At 58.3% G+C, this 18368-nt stretch carries 17 protein-coding genes; 11 read left to right on the forward strand and 6 right to left on the reverse strand.

The window, feature by feature from the left end; all coding sequences use genetic code 11:
• Positions 1-102 precede the first annotated feature (102 nt).
• The 5 genes from coxB (at position 103) to WFM49_RS12945 (ending at position 4229) form a co-directional block, all read left to right on the forward strand.
• On the forward strand, positions 103-1263 hold the full coding sequence (coxB, locus tag WFM49_RS12925; protein WP_009457497.1) for a cytochrome c oxidase subunit II: 1161 nt from the start codon (positions 103-105) through the stop codon (positions 1261-1263).
• 75 nt (positions 1264-1338) lie between these two features.
• Positions 1339-2946: a cytochrome c oxidase subunit I gene (gene ctaD, locus WFM49_RS12930; RefSeq protein ID WP_009457496.1), complete on the forward strand. Its 1608-nt coding sequence runs from the start codon at positions 1339-1341 to the stop codon at positions 2944-2946.
• Positions 2947-2963: 17 nt separating this feature from the next.
• Positions 2964-3077 (forward strand): cytochrome oxidase small assembly protein, encoded by a 114-nt coding sequence (locus tag WFM49_RS12935; RefSeq protein ID WP_009457495.1) that lies wholly within the window; start codon positions 2964-2966, stop codon positions 3075-3077.
• Position 3078: 1 nt separating this feature from the next.
• Complete coding sequence (locus tag WFM49_RS12940) at positions 3079-3303, forward strand: DUF2970 domain-containing protein (protein ID WP_003805158.1); 225 nt, start codon at positions 3079-3081, stop codon at positions 3301-3303.
• 50 nt (positions 3304-3353) lie between these two features.
• Positions 3354-4229, forward strand: coding sequence for a cytochrome c oxidase subunit 3 (locus WFM49_RS12945; RefSeq protein WP_009457487.1), 876 nt, complete (start codon positions 3354-3356; stop codon positions 4227-4229).
• 44 nt (positions 4230-4273) lie between these two features.
• Here the strand turns inward: WFM49_RS12945 and WFM49_RS12950 are convergent, their stop codons facing one another.
• Positions 4274-4480, reverse strand: a complete 207-nt coding sequence (locus WFM49_RS12950) for a twin transmembrane helix small protein (RefSeq protein ID WP_009457485.1) — start codon at positions 4478-4480, stop codon at positions 4274-4276.
• A 28-nt stretch (positions 4481-4508) separates the two neighbouring features.
• Here WFM49_RS12950 and WFM49_RS12955 point away from each other — a divergent pair, with 28 nt between their 5' ends.
• Genes WFM49_RS12955 through cyoE form a run of 4 tightly spaced genes read left to right on the forward strand, consistent with a single transcriptional unit; the run spans position 4509 to position 7832 of the window.
• Complete coding sequence (locus WFM49_RS12955) at positions 4509-5291, forward strand: SURF1 family protein (RefSeq protein ID WP_009457483.1); 783 nt, start codon at positions 4509-4511, stop codon at positions 5289-5291.
• Between the two features lies 1 nt (position 5292).
• Positions 5293-5922 (forward strand): SCO family protein, encoded by a 630-nt coding sequence (locus WFM49_RS12960; protein WP_009457482.1) that lies wholly within the window; start codon positions 5293-5295, stop codon positions 5920-5922.
• 4 nt (positions 5923-5926) lie between these two features.
• Positions 5927-7000, forward strand: a complete 1074-nt coding sequence (locus WFM49_RS12965) for a COX15/CtaA family protein (RefSeq protein WP_022983661.1) — start codon at positions 5927-5929, stop codon at positions 6998-7000.
• Positions 6939-7832: a heme o synthase gene (cyoE, locus tag WFM49_RS12970; RefSeq protein WP_022983662.1), complete on the forward strand. Its 894-nt coding sequence runs from the start codon at positions 6939-6941 to the stop codon at positions 7830-7832. The genes WFM49_RS12965 and cyoE overlap by 62 nt, the downstream gene beginning before the upstream one ends.
• A 43-nt stretch (positions 7833-7875) precedes the next feature.
• On the opposite strand, the gene WFM49_RS12975 is transcribed toward cyoE, so the two are convergent.
• A complete protein-coding gene (locus WFM49_RS12975) occupies positions 7876-10500 on the reverse strand; it encodes a cation:proton antiporter (protein WP_022983663.1) in 2625 nt (874 codons plus the stop codon).
• Between the two features lie 283 nt (positions 10501-10783).
• Here WFM49_RS12975 and WFM49_RS12980 point away from each other — a divergent pair, with 283 nt between their 5' ends.
• Both WFM49_RS12980 and WFM49_RS12985 read left to right on the forward strand, forming a co-directional pair.
• A complete protein-coding gene (locus tag WFM49_RS12980; protein WP_336973628.1) occupies positions 10784-11221 on the forward strand; it encodes a DUF2946 family protein in 438 nt (145 codons plus the stop codon).
• A 98-nt stretch (positions 11222-11319) separates the two neighbouring features.
• On the forward strand, positions 11320-13371 hold the full coding sequence (locus WFM49_RS12985; RefSeq protein ID WP_009457474.1) for a TonB-dependent copper receptor: 2052 nt from the start codon (positions 11320-11322) through the stop codon (positions 13369-13371).
• Between the two features lie 251 nt (positions 13372-13622).
• Here WFM49_RS12985 and rpoH read toward each other — a convergent pair whose 3' ends face one another.
• The 4 genes from rpoH to clsB all read right to left on the reverse strand — a co-directional run bounded on the left by rpoH (position 13623) and on the right by clsB (position 18327).
• Positions 13623-14519, reverse strand: coding sequence for an RNA polymerase sigma factor RpoH (rpoH, locus tag WFM49_RS12990; RefSeq protein ID WP_009457472.1), 897 nt, complete (start codon positions 14517-14519; stop codon positions 13623-13625).
• Between the two features lie 286 nt (positions 14520-14805).
• Complete coding sequence (gene fghA, locus WFM49_RS12995; RefSeq protein ID WP_009457471.1) at positions 14806-15699, reverse strand: S-formylglutathione hydrolase; 894 nt, start codon at positions 15697-15699, stop codon at positions 14806-14808.
• 127 nt (positions 15700-15826) lie between these two features.
• Positions 15827-16933 (reverse strand): S-(hydroxymethyl)glutathione dehydrogenase/class III alcohol dehydrogenase, encoded by a 1107-nt coding sequence (locus WFM49_RS13000; RefSeq protein ID WP_022983664.1) that lies wholly within the window; start codon positions 16931-16933, stop codon positions 15827-15829.
• A 152-nt stretch (positions 16934-17085) separates the two neighbouring features.
• Positions 17086-18327, reverse strand: coding sequence for a cardiolipin synthase ClsB (clsB, locus tag WFM49_RS13005; protein ID WP_035269720.1), 1242 nt, complete (start codon positions 18325-18327; stop codon positions 17086-17088).
• Positions 18328-18368 lie beyond the last annotated feature (41 nt).

An 18368-nucleotide genomic window follows, 5' to 3' on the forward strand; every position in this document is an offset into this window, starting at 1 on the left:
CCCGCCACTGCAACACAGCAGTTTCTTCCAGCGTTGGATTTTTCGGAGCGTTGACGCAGCCGAACCCCGGTTTGGCATGGCAACACCAAAAGAGGGACAACAATGAAGATGTGGAGAAGTTTATTTGCTCTGACCGCCTGTTCGACGGCAGGGCCAAGCCTGGCTCAGATCACCCACATGGAGGGTGGTCCCCGTGTCAATCAGCTCAATTTGCATAACGGGGTTACCCCCATCGCCCAGGACATTGCCTGGCTGCATTGGATGATGCTGATCATCTGTACCATCATCTTTATTGGCGTGTTCGGCGTGATGTTCTATTCCATCATCCGGCACCGCAAGTCCAAGGGCGCGATTGCCGCCCGCTTTCACGAACACCTGGGTGTGGAAGTGGCCTGGACCATCATCCCTTTCCTGATCGTGATCGGCATGGCACTGCCTGCCACCAAAACCGTGGTGGCCATGAAGGACACCAGCAGCGCCGACCTGACCGTCAAGGTCACTGGCTATCAGTGGAAATGGGGCTACGAGTATCTGGACGGTCCGGCCACGGGTGTGAAATACCTGTCCAACCTGTCCACCCCGCGCGCCCAGATTGAAGGCCGCGAACCCATTGGCCCGAACTATCTGATGGAAGTGGACAAGCCACTGGTGGTGCCGGTTAACAAGAAAGTGCGCGTCATGCTGACGGCCGAGGACGTCATCCACTCCTGGATGGTGCCCGAGTTTGGCGTCAAGCAAGATGCCATCCCTGGCTTTTTGCGCGATACCTGGTTCCGTGCGGACAAGGTCGGCACCTACCGCGGTCAATGCGCCGAGCTGTGTGGCAAGGACCACGCCTATATGCCCATCGTGGTGCAAGTGATGGCGCAAGAAGACTACGACAAGTGGGCCCAGGAGCAGAACGACTTGATGACGGCTCAGGCCGACGATCCCAATAAAGAGTGGACCAAGGACGAATTGACCGAGCGCGGCAAACAGATCTTTGCGCAGAACTGCGTGGCTTGCCACCAGGCCAACGGCAAGGGCGTGCCCGGCACCTTCCCCGCTCTGGATGGCGATACGAAATTTGTGCTCGCCCCCAAGAAAGGCCAGATCGACACGGTGTTGAATGGTCACCCTGGCACCGCGATGGCCGCCTTCCGCAATCAACTGACCGATGTACAGATTGCTGCGGTCATTACCTACACACGCAATGCCTGGGGCAACGCTGGCAAAGGGCCTGACCCTGTCGTGATGCCCGCCGACGTCAAGGAACAGCGCTAATTTTGCGCGCGCCGCCTATCACACTATCAATCTATCCCTGACTACGGCCAGGGGGAGTGCAGCAAGGAGTCAAGCATGAGTAGCGTCACCGTCGACCATGTAGCGAACCCGAGCGGACATGATGATCACCATCATGCCCATGCCACCCCTAGCGGCTGGCGTCGCTGGCTGTTCGCCACCAATCACAAGGACATCGGGACCATGTACCTGATCTTCTCCTTTGTGATGTTGCTGGAGGGCGGCGTGCTGGCCTTGCTGCTGCGTACCGAACTGTTCCAGCCGGGCCTGCAGTTTTTCCGGCCAGAGCTGTTCAACCAGTTCACCACCATGCACGGCCTGATCATGATTTTCGGCGCGATCATGCCGGCTTTTGTGGGCTTTGCCAACTGGATGATTCCGCTGCAAATTGGCGCATCGGACATGGCTTTTGCCCGCATGAACAACTTCAGCTTCTGGCTGCTGCCCGTAGGCGCGATTCTGTTTACCGCGTCCTTCTTTGTGCCTGGCGGCGCGCCTGCCGGTGGCTGGACCATGTACGCCCCGCTGTCCTTGCAAATGGGACCAGGCATGGACTTCACGATTTTCGCGGTCCACATTCTGGGCGCGTCCTCCATCATGGGGGCCATCAATATTGTGGTGACGGTATTGAACATGCGCGCGCCTGGCATGACGCTGATGAAAATGCCGCTGTTTTGCTGGACCTGGCTGATTACCGCTTATCTGCTGATTGCCGTGATGCCCGTGCTGGCCGCTGCCGTGACCATGCTGCTGACGGACCGTCACTTCGGTACACACTTCTTTAACGCCGCCGGTGGTGGTGACCCGGTTCTGTACCAGCACATCTTCTGGTTCTTCGGTCACCCCGAGGTCTACATCATGATCTTGCCGGCCTTTGGCATTGTCTCTGCCATCGTACCTGCCTTCTCGCGCAAAGCCCTGTTTGGCTATGCCTCCATGGTGTACGCCACCGCCGCCATCGCGATTCTGTCCTTCCTGGTGTGGGCCCACCACATGTTCTCCACGGGGATGCCGGTAACCGGGCAGCTGTATTTCATGTATGCCACCATGCTGATCTCCATTCCGACCGGGGTGAAGATCTTCAACTGGGTAGCCACCATGTGGCGCGGCTCGCTGTCCTTTGAAACGCCCATGCTGTTTTCCATCGGCTTTATCTTCGTGTTCACGATTGGCGGCTTTACCGGCCTGATCCTGGCCGTGGCCCCGATTGATATTGCGGTACACGACACCTATTACGTGGTGGCCCACTTCCACTATGTGCTGGTGGCCGGATCGCTCTTTGCCCTGTTTGGCGGTGCCTACTACTGGCTGCCCAAATGGACCGGCCGCATGTACAACGAGCGTCTGGGCAAGATCCACTTCTGGTCCACCATGATCTCGTTCAACGTGACCTTCTTCCCCATGCACTTTCTGGGTCTGGCGGGCATGCCACGTCGTTATGTGGACTACGCTGGCCAGTTCACGGACTTCCACCAGATTGCCACCATCGGCGCCTTCTGGTTCGGCCTGTCGCAACTGCTGCTGATCTACATCGTGATCCAGGCAGCGCGTGGCAAGGGTGAAGTGGCCAGCGCCAAACCCTGGGAAGGTGCCGAAGGTCTGGAGTGGACTGTTCCATCGCCCGCTCCGCACCACACCTTTGAAGTACCCCCTGTCGTCAAGTAACACTGGAGGAACGCCGTATGACCCCCGAACAACGCCGTCGCAACCGCCGTCTGGGATTGCTCCTGGCCGTGTTCGTCATTGCCGTCATGGCCTGGACCTTTCTAAAAGGCAGTCAATTTTTAGGACAGTGATATGGATGACGATTTTCGGGACCTCACACGGCGCAAGCTCAGTTTTTTCCAGACATTGAAAGCCATTGCCTGGGGATTTTTTGGAGTCCGTCGTGGCCGCGACCATGAGCAGGACATTGCCAAGATCAATCCGGTCTATCTGATTATTGCCGCCTTGATCGCCACGGTTGTTTTCGTTGTGGGCCTGATTATGGTGGCCCGCTGGTTCATTGGTCAGGCCAGCTGAACCCTGGCCGGATACTGCGCCCAAGGGCACATGACCCGAAGGAGAACACTATGCATGTCGAGACTACGGCTCACCCGTCCAAGGCGCCGTATTACTACGTCCCCGGCTTGTCGGGGCATCCGGTACGCGCCAGCCTTTCCCTGTGCCTGACGCTGTTGGGTGCGGCGACCTGGATCAATAACTGGCCGGGCGGCTTCTGGGTGTTTCTGGTCGGGATTCTCAGCTTCTTGCTGGTGCTGTTCTTCTGGTTCAGCGACGCCGTGCGCGAGTCTGAAACGGGTCTGAACAGCACCCGTGTCGATATCTCCTATCGCTGGAGCATGTCCTGGTTCATCTTTTCCGAAGTGATGTTTTTTGCGGCCTTTTTCGGGGCACTTTGGTATACCCGCGAAATTGCCACGCCGCTGCTCAGCGACCTGGATCACCGCGCCCTGCTCTGGCCTGACTTCACCGGCACCTGGCCGAATCAAGGCCCGGCGGGCACTGTTGCTCCTTTCCAGACCGTAGGCCCGCTGTGGCTGCCTACGATCAACACGGCCTTGCTGCTGACCTCGGGCGTCACCCTGACCATTGCTCACCACGCGCTGCGAGCCAGCAAGCGTAGTAGCGCTATTTTCTGGCTGTTCATGACGGTTGCGCTGGGCTTTGCCTTCGTGGCCTGCCAGGCTTACGAATACATGCACGCCTATGCCGAACTGAACCTGAAGTTCACTTCCGGCGCTTACGGAGCCTTGTTCTACATGTTGACGGGCTTTCACGGTTTTCACGTGATTATCGGTGCCACCATGCTGACGGTGATGCTGATACGGCTGATGCGCGGGCACTTTACCGCCGAGCACCACTTTGGTTTTGAAGGGGCCGCCTGGTACTGGCACTTTGTGGACGTGGTGTGGCTGGGCTTGTATCTGTACGTGTACTGGTTCTAGCCATTCATGCTCCAGGCCCGTGTCTTCGGGCCTGGATTTTTACTTCAAACCAAAGGCACGCCAGTGCTTTCAATCCAACCCAGATGATGGGCCAGCAACACAAACAGAAACAGGGCCACGGACAAGCCCACTCGCCAGGTCAGGGCATAGGCCATGCGATTGGAATTACCCCGGTCCCGCATCAAATACACCAGGGCCGAACCCAGCGAAACAATAATCCCCAGAAACACGATCAGGACTAGCACACGCATTACGTCTCCCCCGCTTCAGGTTGAATGGATGTCCAGCAACAATTCTCGTTCTTCTTCGACTCGATCCCTGCTTGCCCTGGTTTGTCTGGGTTTGCTGATGCTGCTGTTCATTAGCCTGGGGCGCTGGCAACTGAGCCGCGCGCAGGAACGTCAAAGCCTGGCGCAACAAATAGAACAAGGCCGCCAGCAAGCTCCCCTTCATATTGATTCCCAGGCCAGCCTGGATAAAGGTGCCTTGTGGCAGTCTGTCGCGGTGCACGGCTCCTGGCGCAGTGAGTTAACTGTACTCCTGGATAATCGCAATTTCAAAGGTAAGCCGGGCTACTGGATTGCCACCCCTTTTGTGCTGGATGAGGGCGATTTGGCGGGCTCCAGCCTGCTCGTGCTACGTGGTTGGCTGGCTCGCGTACCGGGGCAAACCCCTAGCGTTCCGGCTGCTCCTTCCGGCTCCGAAACCATTTCCGGCGAGTTGATGGAGCGCGTACCGCGTCTGTTTGAGCTGGGTAGCAGCCCCTTGCCTGCACACTTGCCCGACCCGTCTGGCACGCCCCCCGTCGTGCAGAACCTGGCCCTGGAAGATCTGCGCAGCCGCATTGATCTGCCTGTGCTGCCGCGCGTGCTGGCCCAGACGGCTCCCGCTTCGGAGCTGCAAACCAATTGGCCCGACCCGAATATCGACTTTGAAAAGAACCGTGGCTACGCACTGCAATGGTTCGGTTTTGCCCTGATTGCCCTGTGTGCCTGGATCGGTGTAGCGTGGAAATGGCTGCGACGCTCCAGACTCAACTCTGCCCCTACAAGGAAAACCTGACGTGGACACGACTCAACCCCCTACCCGCCCGCGTTCCATGACTCCGCTGTATCTGCTGCTGGCGATCAGTCTGGCGCCGGTACTGTTTGCACTGGCTGCCTACTACATGCCATCACTGGGACTGCGGCCAGACGAGAGCAATGCCTACGGCCAGTTGATTCAGCCTCAACGCAGCGTGCCTGAACCTGCCGCACTGCCCCTGCGCAATCTGCAAGGCGAGGCCTTTGATCTGCAATCGCTGCGAGGCCGCTGGGTGCTGGTCAGTGCCGATGAAAGCGCCTGCCCCGAAAGCTGCGTGCGCAAGCTGTTCATTCTGCGCAACTCCCACGCCAGCCAAGGCAAGAACGTGGAACGCCTGGCACGCGTCTGGTTTGTGACTGACCAGGGCCAGCCAACCGAGCAAATTCTGGAGGCCTATCAAGGTACGCATATGCTGCGCGCCGATCCGCGCCAGCTGGCCGAATTTCTGACTCCTGACGCTGCTGGCAAGGCCCCCGAACAAGCCGTCAAGAATGGCATGTGGATCATCGACCCCAATGGCAACTTGATGATGCTGTTCCCCGGCGATGCCGACCCGCTCAAGGTTCGCACCGATATACGCAAACTGCTGAACAATTCACGCATCGGATAAGTTTATGGCCGATATCCGCCAACGCTACCGCAAGCTGGTTTACCTGACTTGGTTCCTGACCCTGGACCTGATCATGTTCGGCGCGTTTGTGCGTCTGACAGATTCGGGCCTGGGTTGCCCGGACTGGCCCGGTTGCTATGGCAAGCTCACGCCGCTGGGCGCGGGCGCACATATCGAACAAGCCTATCAAGCCATGCCCTATGGCCCGGTCAGTTGGGGCAAGGCCTGGATTGAAATGATCCACCGCTACGTGGGCGCGGCTTTGGGCATGCTGATCATTGCCATTGTCTGGATGGCATGGCGGCATCGCCATACGCTGGGGCATTCGGCCAGGCTGGCGGCTTTCACCTTACTGGCTGTGTGCGTGCAAGGGGCCTTTGGTGCCTGGACCGTCACTCACAAGCTGATGCCCATTATTGTCACCACTCACTTGCTGGGTGGCATGAGCGTACTGGCCTTGATGACCTGGCTGGCCGTGCGCGAAAACCCAGGACCGCCAGTCTCACCTGTAACCCGCCGTTGGCGACCCTGGCTGATCGGGGCCTTTATCCTGCTGACGATTCAGATTGGTCTGGGTGGCTGGGTCAGCACCAACTACGCGGCGCTGGCCTGCATGGACTTCCCGCAATGCCACGGTCAATGGATACCGGAGATGGATCTGCACGGCGGGTTCTCGCTGTTTCGCGCGTTGGGCGAGCTGCCTTCCGGTGAGATGATTTCCCAGGCCGCGCTGACCGCCATCCATTGGGTCCATCGCAATATGGCCTTTCTGGTGTTTCTGGTTCTGGGTTCCGTTGCGTGGAAATTACGCGCCGATCCCATCTTGCGTCGCCCCGCGACTTTGGTGCTTTTGCTGCTGCTGGCCCAGCTCATCACGGGGTTAACCACGATCTTTTTCCAATGGCCTCTTTTGATTGCCGTCCTGCATAATGGGGGAGCTGCCGGTCTCGTTTTATGCTGCGTCACCCTGTTGGTACGGCTTTCCCGCAAGTCGACTGTCCCCCAAGGAATACAGTATGACAAACACCGCTACCCTGGCTCCCGCCTCGCTCCTGCGCCAGTATCTGGTACTGACTAAACCCAGAGTCACCCAGCTGGCTGTTTTCTGTGCCGTTATCGGCATGTTTCTGGCTGCTCCCGGCCTGCCCGATCCGGGCACCGTGGTCGCGGGTACGCTGGGCATATGGATGCTGGCGGCTGCCGCCTTTGCCATCAACTGCCTGATCGAAAGCCAGATTGATGCCCGCATGTTGCGCACCGCTCGGCGCGGTACGGCACGCGGCACCATTACCCCGCCGCAAGTGCTGGCCATGTCCGGTTTGTTGGGCGGCATGGGCATGCTGGTGCTGTATTACTGGGTGAATCCGCTGACCATGTGGCTGACCTTGGCCACCTTCATTGGTTATGCGGTGATCTATACCGTGATTCTCAAACCCCTGACCCCACAAAACATCGTGATCGGCGGTTTGTCCGGTGCCATGCCACCTGCTTTGGGCTGGGCCGCCATTGCCAACGCCGTACCGGCTGAGGCCTGGTTGCTGGTGCTGATCATCTTCATCTGGACGCCGCCGCACTTCTGGGCCCTGGCGCTCTACCGTCAACACGACTACCAGCGCTCCGGCCTGCCCATGCTACCCGTCACCCACGGCAAGACCTTTACGACGCTGCATGTGCTGCTCTACAGCTACATCCTGATGGCCTCCAGCCTGCTGCCCTTTATCATCCGCATGAGCGGGCCGTTGTACCTGGCTGCGGCGATCTTGCTGGGCGCACGCTTCATTCAATACGCCCACCAACTGCACCGCAACTACAGCGATGAACTGTCTCGCAAGCTGTTCCGCTTTTCCATTATTTATCTGGCGGTCTTGTTTGGGGCATTGCTGCTGGATCACTGGGTGCGCTTGATCTGATCACGCCCAATAAAAAAGCGAGCCGTGATCGGCTCGCTTTTTTTTATGCCTGTCCCTCGGGGGGCTGCGCCTGTCGTACCCAGTCCGGGGGTAAAGGCGGGCCGACAAAACTTTCTGCCTCGCTCAAGGCATGAGCCAAACCAAACAGCGGTGGCAGTTCCTCATGTTGGCGTTGGCCGGACTCGAACTCCTGCCACACTTGATACGCGCGTTGGCGCTGTCGCACCACGGCCTCGATCTTTTCACTGAAGATGGGATCTTTGCCGCGCAAGGTATCGAAATCACGCTCAGTCAGCATCAGCAAGCGGCTATAGCCCAGGGAGCGCACTTCACCAACGTGGTCGCTATGTTCCACGACATTGACTTCACCAATCGTTTGCCCTGTCCCCAGTTCCACCAGGCTACCATCAGGCAAAGTCAGCTCCAGCGCCCCGGACGCCACAAAGAACATGACACGCATGCCACCATAACGAAGATGAATTTTCTGGTCTGGCAGCGCCAGACGTGGGCGTAAACGTCGCGCCAGCTCCTTCTTGGCTTGCTCGGAAATGCCATCGAACATGGGTACCTGGGCAATCAGTTCCATGGCGCTCATGGTCATGTCCAGCGTGGGACGCTCGTCCAGATAACGCCAGCGTTGTGTGATCTGCTTGACCAGATCAGCGTACATCTCGCTGGTAATCAGAGAGTGGGACAACATGGTGCGGTAGTGGGCGCGTTCTTGCGAAGCGGCGACGCGCGCCAAATAGGACTCTTGCAGCCACTGCGCGAACACCGGGTATTGCAGCGTCAAGGAATGCAAAGCGTCTTCCAGTTGAGACAGACGCAACTTGTGAGCCTGCACAATCGTGCCCGTAGCCTGTTGTCCCAGTAAAGGAGCCAGCTCGGTTTCGGCAAAGCGTATCAGACGCTGGGCCACCGAGCGCTTGGCGATCAGGTTCGAGAAACGCTTGTCCAGTTCCCGCACCAGCCAGCCTTGCAGGCCAAACAGATAGTGCAAGCGCAAAGCAGACCGGAAACCTCGAGAATAGCGCAAATCATTGGCAATGGCGGCCTCGAAACCGGCCAAGCCAGCCAGACGCACCGTATCATTCATGCGTTCGGCGCGGCTCAACAAGGACTCGGCTGTCTTCCAATCCACAATCTGCGATTTCAGCAGTTCGTAAAACAGCTCCACCTCGCGGGCCGACAGAATCGCCATCCCCATTTTTACTTTCTGTGCTTCGGTCAGGCTTTGGATCTGGCCGGAGGCCACACCGGCCTGACTGGCATCGAACACCGTACACAGGCGCTCGATGACCTGTGGCTTGATCTGCTCTTGCCGACCCAGTTCTTCGGTCTTGTCGCGCAGCTCTTCCAAGGCCAAGCTCACAGCCTGATCGCGCAAATGCCGTTCCAGCGGTGTCAGCTGATTCAGGCCTAAACGACGAATCAAGGGGCGTAAACTGATCCCGTTCACAAACAGGGTCAGCAACACAAAGCCCGTGGTGGCCACACCAATGAACTGGCGCACATCATGCGGAATGGCGTGCTGTTCCGTAACCGCCAGGGCCAGTGCCAGGGAAACAGCGCCACGCAGGCCGCCCCACAGAATCACCACCCGATAGGGACGACTGACTCGGGTGCCAAAGCGGGTGCGCCCCAGCAAGGGCAGAACGGCAAACACCATAACGGCCCGTGCCAGCAAGGTCACCACAAACAGCAAGGCCACCAGGCCGATCTGCATCCAGGTGATTTCAGCCATCAGGCGTGGAATCAGCATGGCGGCAAACAAGAAGATCAGGGAGTTGGCCAGAAAACCCATCTGAGTCCAGGAGCTGCTCAAAAGCTCGAAGGTCGCAGGCGACATGCGAGTGCGGCCTGTCGAGCCCACCACCAGGCCGGAAATGACCGTGGCGACCACACCGGAGACGCCCAGATAGTGCTCGGATACAAAAAAGGCCAGGTACGCCAAGGCAATGGTCAGCGTGACTTCAGCAGCCGGCCAACCGCGCAAGAGCACGAACAGGCCGCTGGCCAGACGACCCATCAAGAAACCCGCGACACCACCGCCCAGAAAACTGAACAGGAAGCTGCCCAACACCTTGCTGCCACTTAATTCCCCACCCCCCGTCAGGACTGCCAACAGCACGGAGTACAAGGCAATGGAAGCCGCATCGTTAAACAGAGCCTCGCCTTCCACCAAGGTAGACAAGCGTTTGGGTGCGCCCACTTCACGGAAAATGCCCACCACGGCCACAGGGTCCGTCGTGGCCACAATCGCGCCCAACATCAAACAGACCACCAGACCATAAGACGAAGCCGCGTTCAAGGCGTAGCCAACGGCAAAGGTACAGACCACTACGGCCACGATGGCCATCATCAAGATGGCGCCGATATCGTCGAGCAGGCGGCGCAAGTTCATGGCCAGCGAAGTCTCGAACAGCAGGATGGGCAGGAAAGCGTAGAGAAAGGTCTCGGAGGAGATGTCAAAGGCCTGCAAGGTATCCAGGAAGTCGGACACCATCTTGGGCGCCCAGGCGTGCAGGTGTAGCAAAATGCCCAGCGCAAAGCCGATCAAGGCCAGAAGTACGGAGTACGGCAGTCGCAAGCGTCCAGCCAAAGGCGGCATAAAGGCAACCAGCCCCAGCAGGCCTGCCAACCCAAAAACAAACTGCCCAATCTGCATCGCGACATCCTTTGTCATCGGCATTGAGTCGATCGGCATGTACATACGCATTCAGGCATGGGCAGGCCAGATCGGCACGGAAAATCCCCCCGCTTTCCGCATGAATCAGAATAGCGCCTTTTTCCGGACACGCAGCCGCCGAATTATCTTTTTCTCGCAAAATTTACGTTTTTTGGCCTATGGACCCGCATTCAGAAACACAAATGGACGGTGATACGGCGGCAAGCCAAAATCTGCGCCAGCGCAAGTTCACGTCTGACATAACTCGTTATACTTTCGCATCATGAATTTCCCGCGCACCTTCCTCGCTGCGACTCACTGGCCCCATCGTCTGGGCCTGTGCTTGTTGTTGCTGGCTGTGGTGCTGCGCGGCATGGTCCCTGCGGGCTATATGCCCAAGCAGACCGATCAGGGGTATGCGCTGGCCTTCTGTCTGCCTTCAGGACAAAGCCTGCCCCCTGAAATGATTCAGCACTGGGCGGCCTTGTTAGGCGAGGACGCCACGCCCCATTCGGACGAGGCCACCACCAGCGCCACCTGTCCGTTCTGCGTCATGCTGCAAGCCGCATTGACGCCCGCGCCGATTGCTGTCGTCAAGCCTTTGAGCCTGGGCCAGTTCCGGCCCTTGCTGCTTCCCCCTCTTAGCCCCGCTCTGGCGCAGGCCTTTATTCGTGGCCCGCCTGTGGGGCAACGCGCCCCACCCTCTCTTCTTCCTGCCTGATTCCCCGCGTTCGGCTCTGCCGCCACGCCTTTTCTCCTTTGTTGCCATCGCCCAAGCGGGTTTGCCGCTGGACGACGGCTGCTCTTCGGAATTTAGTCATGAAGAAATTAATAAACCCCGGCCTGATCAGCGCCGGTGTGCTGGCCTGCGTGCCTTCTATTGCCCTGGCCCAATCCACCGTTATTGAACAACTCAGCCCTATCGTAGTGACCGGAGTGGCTCCTGAATCCCCTTTGCAATTCAGCACCAACCCCAAACTGCCCCGCCTGCCCTTGCCTGCCAGCGACGGCACGGACTACTTGAAAACCATTCCTGGCTTTGCGGCCATTCGTAATGGTGGCAGCAACGGGGACCCGGTGCTGCGCGGCATGTTTGGCTCGCGTCTGAATGTGCTGACCAATGGCAGCTCCATGCCCGGTGCCTGCCCGTCACGCATGGACGCGCCGACCTCCTACATTTCGCCCCAATCCTTTGATGAACTGACCATCATCAAGGGCCCTCAAAGCGTGCGCTGGGGCCCGGGTGCTTCTGCCGGAACGGTACGCTTCGAGCGCAAAGCGCCCGGCTTTACCGAGAACGACGCCACGCTGGACGCCAGTATTCTGGGCGGTTCGGCTGGCCGTCACGCAGGCAATGTGGACTTTGCGGCTGGCAATGCCTCTTACTATGCCCGCCTGACTGCCAATCAAGATCGCGCTCAGGACTACAAGGACGGTGATGGCGAACGTGTGCCCTCGCGCTGGAAGAAATGGAATACGGACGTCGCCATTGGCCTGACGCCGGATGCCGATACCTTGCTGGAGCTCAGTGCAGGCACAGGCGACGGCTATGCCCGCTATGCTGGTCGTGGCATGGATGGCACAAAATTCAAGCGTGAAACCTTGGGTCTGCGTTTCAAGAAGGATATGCACGAAGGCGTGCTGCGCAATGTAGAGGCCCAGCTCTACTACAACTACGCCGATCACGTGATGGACAACTACGGGCTGCGCACCTTCAAACCGGGAGGAGGCATGTCCATGCCTATGGCCTCCAATGTGGACCGCCTGACCTGGGGTGGCCGTCTAAGCATGGACTGGGCCTTGAGCGAGGACCTGACCTTGACCACAGGTGCCGATTTGATGCGCAGCCGCCATCGCAAACGCAGTGGCATGGGCATGCAGGACTACCGCGATCAGGATTGGGTGAAAGATGCCGAGTTCGACAATATTGGTCTGTTCACCGAAGCCCGTTGGGACCTGAACGACGCCAGCCGTTTGATTGGTGGCGCACGTCTGGATTGGGCCAGTGCCCGCGACCTGCGACCCAGCCTGGGTAGTGGCATGATGAGCAAGCCCAACCCCGGTGCGAACGAGCGCCGTAGAGAAACCCTGCCCAGTGCCTTCCTGCGTATCGAGCATGATCTGGATTCCCTGCCCTTGAGCCTGTACGCCGGTATTGGTCATGTGCAGCGCATGCCGGACTACTGGGAGCTGATTTCCCCGGCCAGCGGCCCGCAAGGCAGCGCCAGTGCCTTCCTGGGCATTCAGCCTGAAAAGACCACACAGCTGGATTTTGGTGCTCAGTACAAGGATGAAACGGTCTCGGCCTGGGCCTCTGCCTATATTGGCCAGATCCAGGATTACATCCTGTTCGACTACCTGCCCGGTGGCATGATGGGCATGAAAACCCAGGCCAGAAACGTCAAGGCCCGCATCATGGGTGGCGAATTGGGTGCGGACTGGAAAGCGACGCCCAACTGGACTTTGGGCGGCAGCCTGGCCTACGCCTGGGGCCGTAACAGTACGGATGGCCGAGCCCTGCCGCAAATGCCCCCGCTCGATCTGCGCCTGACAGCGGATTATGTGCAAGGCCCCTGGTCTGCCGGCGGTGTCTGGCGCATTGTGGCCAAGCAAAATCGCTATTCGCAGGGACAAGGGAATGTGGTGGGTTACGACTTCGGGCCTACAGGTGGTTTCAGTACCTTGTCGCTGTATGGCGGCTACAAGATCAACCGCAATCTGTCCCTGACTGCCGGTGTGGATAATGTGTTCGACAAGACTTACGGCGAACACCTGAATCTGGCCGGGAACAGTGGTTTTGGTTTTGGCGCAGCAAGCCGCTTTAATGATCCTGGCCGCACCGTCTGGCTGCGTGCCGCGTTGACCTTCTGATCGATTTTGCCTACTGGGTCGGGCTGACTCGGCAGGCAAAACAGCTGAAAAATCAGGACAAAAAAAAGGGACACCTAGCTGGTGTCCCGTAAACATCCGCTTCAAAAGGGAGGGGAAGAGGAGAAGCCGAAGCGGATGCGCAAATGCCGAATTGCATAGGTGGCAAAAATCAGCAAATGTATTGTTTAGTCCGCGAAAATCAGCTTAAGTTCTTCGGATTCCCCCGAAAAGTTGTAACTCTTTAAAACGACTCAAGCCGCAGGCGCCAAGGCGACGCGCAGCTTCTTGAACGCCGCCACTTCGATCTGACGGATACGCTCTGCCGACACGCCGAATTCGGCGGCCAGATCGTGCAAGGTGGCACCGCCATCGTCCTGCAACCAGCGGGCGCGCACAATGCGCTGCGAACGCTCGTCCAGCGTGTCGATCGCTTCTTCCAGGCCGCTGCCTTCCAGCATATCCTGGGCACGACGCTCCAGCACGCGTGTGGGTTCCTCGTGTCCTTCATCGGACAGGTAGGAGATAGGCGCGAAATTGTCATCGTCGTCGTTGGCCGGGGCTTCCAGGGCCATATCGTGACCGGACAGACGCACTTCCATCTCGCTGACGTCCTGAGGACGCACATCGAGTTCACGTGCAATCGCGTCTACCTGGGCCGTATCCAGCGTTTGACCGTCCGGACGCATGCGGCGCAGATTGAAAAACAGTTTGCGTTGGGCCTTGGTGGTGGCCACTTTCACCATGCGCCAGTTGCGCACGACATATTCGTGGATCTCGGCCTTGATCCAGTGCACGGCAAAGGACACCAGACGTACACCGCGATCGGGGTCAAAGCGTTTGACGGCCTTCATCAGGCCCACGTTACCTTCCTGAATCAGGTCGGCATGCGGCAAGCCGTAACCCAGGTACTGGCGGGCAATGGAGACCACCAGACGCAGGTGCGACAAAATCAGTTCACGCGCAGCATCCAGGTCATCCTGGTCGCGCAGGCGCTGACCCAGCTCGGTTTCGCGTTCGGCGCTGAGCATGGGCAGGCGGTTAACAGCAGAAATATACGCTTCGATCGTCCCCAGTGCGCCTGGATTAGACACGGCGGCGACGAGTTCATTACCAGACGTCAGGGCCAAAGCGTTCGCTTGTTGTGTCATGGAAAATCCTTCAAAAGTCAGCCGGCGAGAGCACTAAACAAGGCTCTCAAACCGCAGAAAACGTATTTCAACAATCATTGAGTTTAGCACTCGATGGTCTGGAGTGCTAAAAATTTCGAGTACAGGAATAAGAGCGTCGCAGCAAGAAAAAGTTCACTACTTGAGGGAAAACTGCGGCAAATCGGTGGGCAGGACGCCACAAACAGGCAAAAAACCGTGGCTGCCTGAGAGTAACGCTTTAACGCCCACCTGAAAATAACAAAGTGCGACCTTGTTTATCCAGCGATCACAGTCGCTCGGCGTGGAAATTCAGATGGTCCTGAATGAAGGTCGAGATGAAATAGTAGCCGTGGTCATAGCCGTCGTGACGGCGCAGGGTCAAAGGCTGTTTGGCCTGCTCGCACGCCTGCTCGAATACTTCCGGATACAGTTGTTCGGCCAGAAAGGCATCGCTCAAGCCCTGGTCCACCAAGATACCGGCAGGATACGGCGTACTGGTCTTGGCCATCAGGGCACTGGCGTCGTGTTGTTCCCAAGCCTGGCGATCCTGACCCAAATAGGCACCAAAGGCCTTTTCGCCCCAAGGGCAGCGGGTCGGCGCCGCAATGGGCGCAAAGGCCGACACGGAGCGGTACTTGCCAGGGTGGCGCAAAGCCAGCGTCAAGGCACCGTGCCCGCCCATGGAGTGACCAAAGATACCGACACGGCGGGCGTCGCCGGGCAAGATGGTCGTGACCAGATCAAACAGCTCCTGGGTCACATAGCTTTCCATGCGGTAATTCTTGCTCCAGCCGGGCTCAGTGGCATCCAGATAGAAACCGGCACCGGTTCCCAGATCCCAGCCATCGTCCTCCCCGTCCACGCCAGCACCACGCGGGCTGGTATCAGGAGTGACCAGCATGATGCCGTGCTCGGCAGCGTAACGCTGGGCACCGGCCTTGATCATGAAGGTTTCTTCCGTGCAGGTCAGGCCGGCCAGAAAAAACAGCACAGGCACACGGCCTTGCCCGATAGCCTCTGCCAGGCTGGCAGCCCCTTTCTGAGCGCTGGCCTGTAGTTGCGGCGGCATGTACACAGAAAAACGCATGGGCAGGCCAATTGTCTGCGAAGCGTGTTGGTAGTAGCGCTGCCAACCATTAAAACAGCGGTGTTCGTTGAGCAGTTCCAGTGTCTGAGTCATAGCCCCCTCGTGTTCTCAATTGCAGATCCGGCCCAAAGCCCGTGGCACGCCCAAGGGCAGCATACGAGCTCTGAAACCGGGATAAAGAGTGCAGGCGACTGCCTGCGCCCTTCTCAAGCGACGTCTATCAGTACATCACCACCGAACGGATGGATTTACCGGCATTCATCAGGTCAAAGCCTTCGTTGATGCGCTCCAGCGGCAAGGTGTGGGTGATCAGATCGTCGATATTGATCTTGCCATCCATGTACCAGTCCACAATGGTCGGGACGTCGGTACGGCCACGAGCGCCACCAAAGGCAGAGCCCTTCCATTCGCGACCTGTGACCAGCTGGAACGGTCGGGTGGAGATTTCGGCACCGGCTTCGGCCACACCAATAATGATGGACTGGCCCCAGCCGCGGTGGCAGCACTCCAGTGCCTGACGCATCACCTTGGTGTTGCCGATACATTCGAAGGAGTAATCCGCGCCGCCGTCAGTCAGTTGAATAATGTGATCGACCACGTTTTCAACCTCATTGGGGTTCACGAAATCGGTCATGCCAAACTGGCGAGCCATGGCTTCGCGCTCGGGGTTGATGTCCACTCCGATGATCTTGCCAGCGCCGACCATCTTGGCGCCCTGGATCACGTTCAGGCCAATACCGCCCAAACCGAACACCACCACGTTAGCGCCCGCTTCCACCTTGGCGGTGAACAGCACAGCGCCCAAACCGGTAGTCACGCCACAGCCGATGTAGCACACCTTGTCGAAAGGTGCATCGTTACGAATCTTGGCCAAGGCAATTTCCGGCACCACGATGTGGTTAGCGAAAGTCGATGTGCCCATGTAGTGGTGCACTGGCTTGCCGCCAATGGAGAAACGCGAGGTGCCATCGGGCATCAGGCCCTTGCCCTGAGTCGAACGGATCGCGGTACACAGGTTGGTCTTGCGCGACAGGCAGGATTTGCACTGGCGGCACTCGGGCGTGTACAGAGGGATCACGTGATCGCCGGGACGCAGGCTAGTCACGCCAGCACCTACATCCAGCACCACGCCTGCACCTTCATGGCCCAGAATCGCTGGGAACAAACCTTCTGGATCAGCACCGGACAAGGTGTAGTAATCGGTATGGCAAATGCCCGTCGCCTTGATTTCGACCAGCACTTCGCCCGCTTTGGGACCTGCCAGATCGACCTCTTCAATCGTTAGCGGAGCGCCCGCTTTCCAGGCAACAGCTGCACGTGTTTTCATGTGGTCCACCCTCCGGGTAAAAGTAATTATGGTTACGGCAAACTCGGTCCTTCGGGACCAAACTCTTAAAGTATAGAGAGTATTTTATAAGGCGCTGCCCGGCTGGCGGCACCTTGTATGGGTAAAGACCCGTACAAATCACCTGGCAGGCATCAATACAAGGACGATTTACCCGTCAGCAGCACGCCCAGGCGCAACATGCCATAAGCCAGATAATCGCCCAGTCGACTGAACAAACCCAGCCGCTGATACTGCTCCGGGTAGACGCGCGCTGCATTATGCTCGATCTCGTACTCCAGCTTGGCCTGCAGGTCCTGGGTGAAAGGCACATCCTGAATCAGCACATTAGCCTCGCGCGCCAACAGCAGACTGAACGGGTCCAGATTGGACGAGCCCACCATGGAGTAATCGTCGATAACGGCGACTTTAGCGTGTAAATAGCTGGCCTTGTACTCGTACAGTTCGATGCCATGATCCAGCAACTTCCCGTACATGAATCTACAGGCCCGATATTGCAGGAAGTATTCGGCATGGCCTTGCAGCAACAAACGCACCCGCACGCCTCGTTCCGCCGTCTGTTCGATACGGCGACGCAAGGTACGGCCCGGAAAGAAATAGGCATTGGCCAGCACCACCTGCTCCTGCGCTTTGCCGAGCAAGTGCAGATACGCCTGCTCAATCTGCTGCCGATGGCGCACATTGTCCCGCAGCAGCAAGCAGGCCCGTACTCCTTCAAAAACCTGCCCGGCCTGCTCCGCCTTCTTGCGCGCCTGACGCCGCTTGCGCCATTCACGCCACAGGGTAAAGCGCTGGGTGAAGCTGTCCCAATCCTTGCGTCTGCGCCAGGCCATGCGCAGCCATAAAGCCTGCTGAGCACGCACCATATCGTCGACAATGGGCCCTTCGCAGCGTACAGCAAAATCAAAGCGCGGCCTGCCCTGTCCATTGATCAGGGGCACCTCATCAAAGTCGTCCAGAATATTGATGCCCCCCACAAATCCAATGCGCTCATCGACCACCAGCATTTTCCGGTGCAGTCTGCGCAAACGTCGCAAGGACAAGCGCGGTTCGCGCCACCCTTGGGGTTTGGGGCGATAAATCCGGTAGCGGGCACGCATGGCCTTCAACTGCTCGGCAATCTGCAAGGCATGCACATCACTGCCAAAGCCATCAATCACCACACGTACGCGTACACCCCGCTCACAGGCTCGTCGCAAGGCGTCCAGAACGCTGTGACCGCTGTCATCCAGGTTGAAGATATAGGTTTCCAGATGCAGACGCTTTTTCGCCTGATCGATAGCTTCGCAAATGGCCGGAAAGAACTCCTGGCCGTTTTGCAGCAAGGTGATTTGATTACCTTCGTGCCATAGTGGATCGCGCTTCAGACTCGGCATGCTTGCTAGGCCTATGCGTTAAGAAACCACTGAACGCCCCT

It is taken from the genome of Alcaligenes sp. PF14 (assembly GCF_037150615.1).
GTDB lineage: Bacteria > Pseudomonadota > Gammaproteobacteria > Burkholderiales > Burkholderiaceae_B > Alcaligenes > Alcaligenes phenolicus.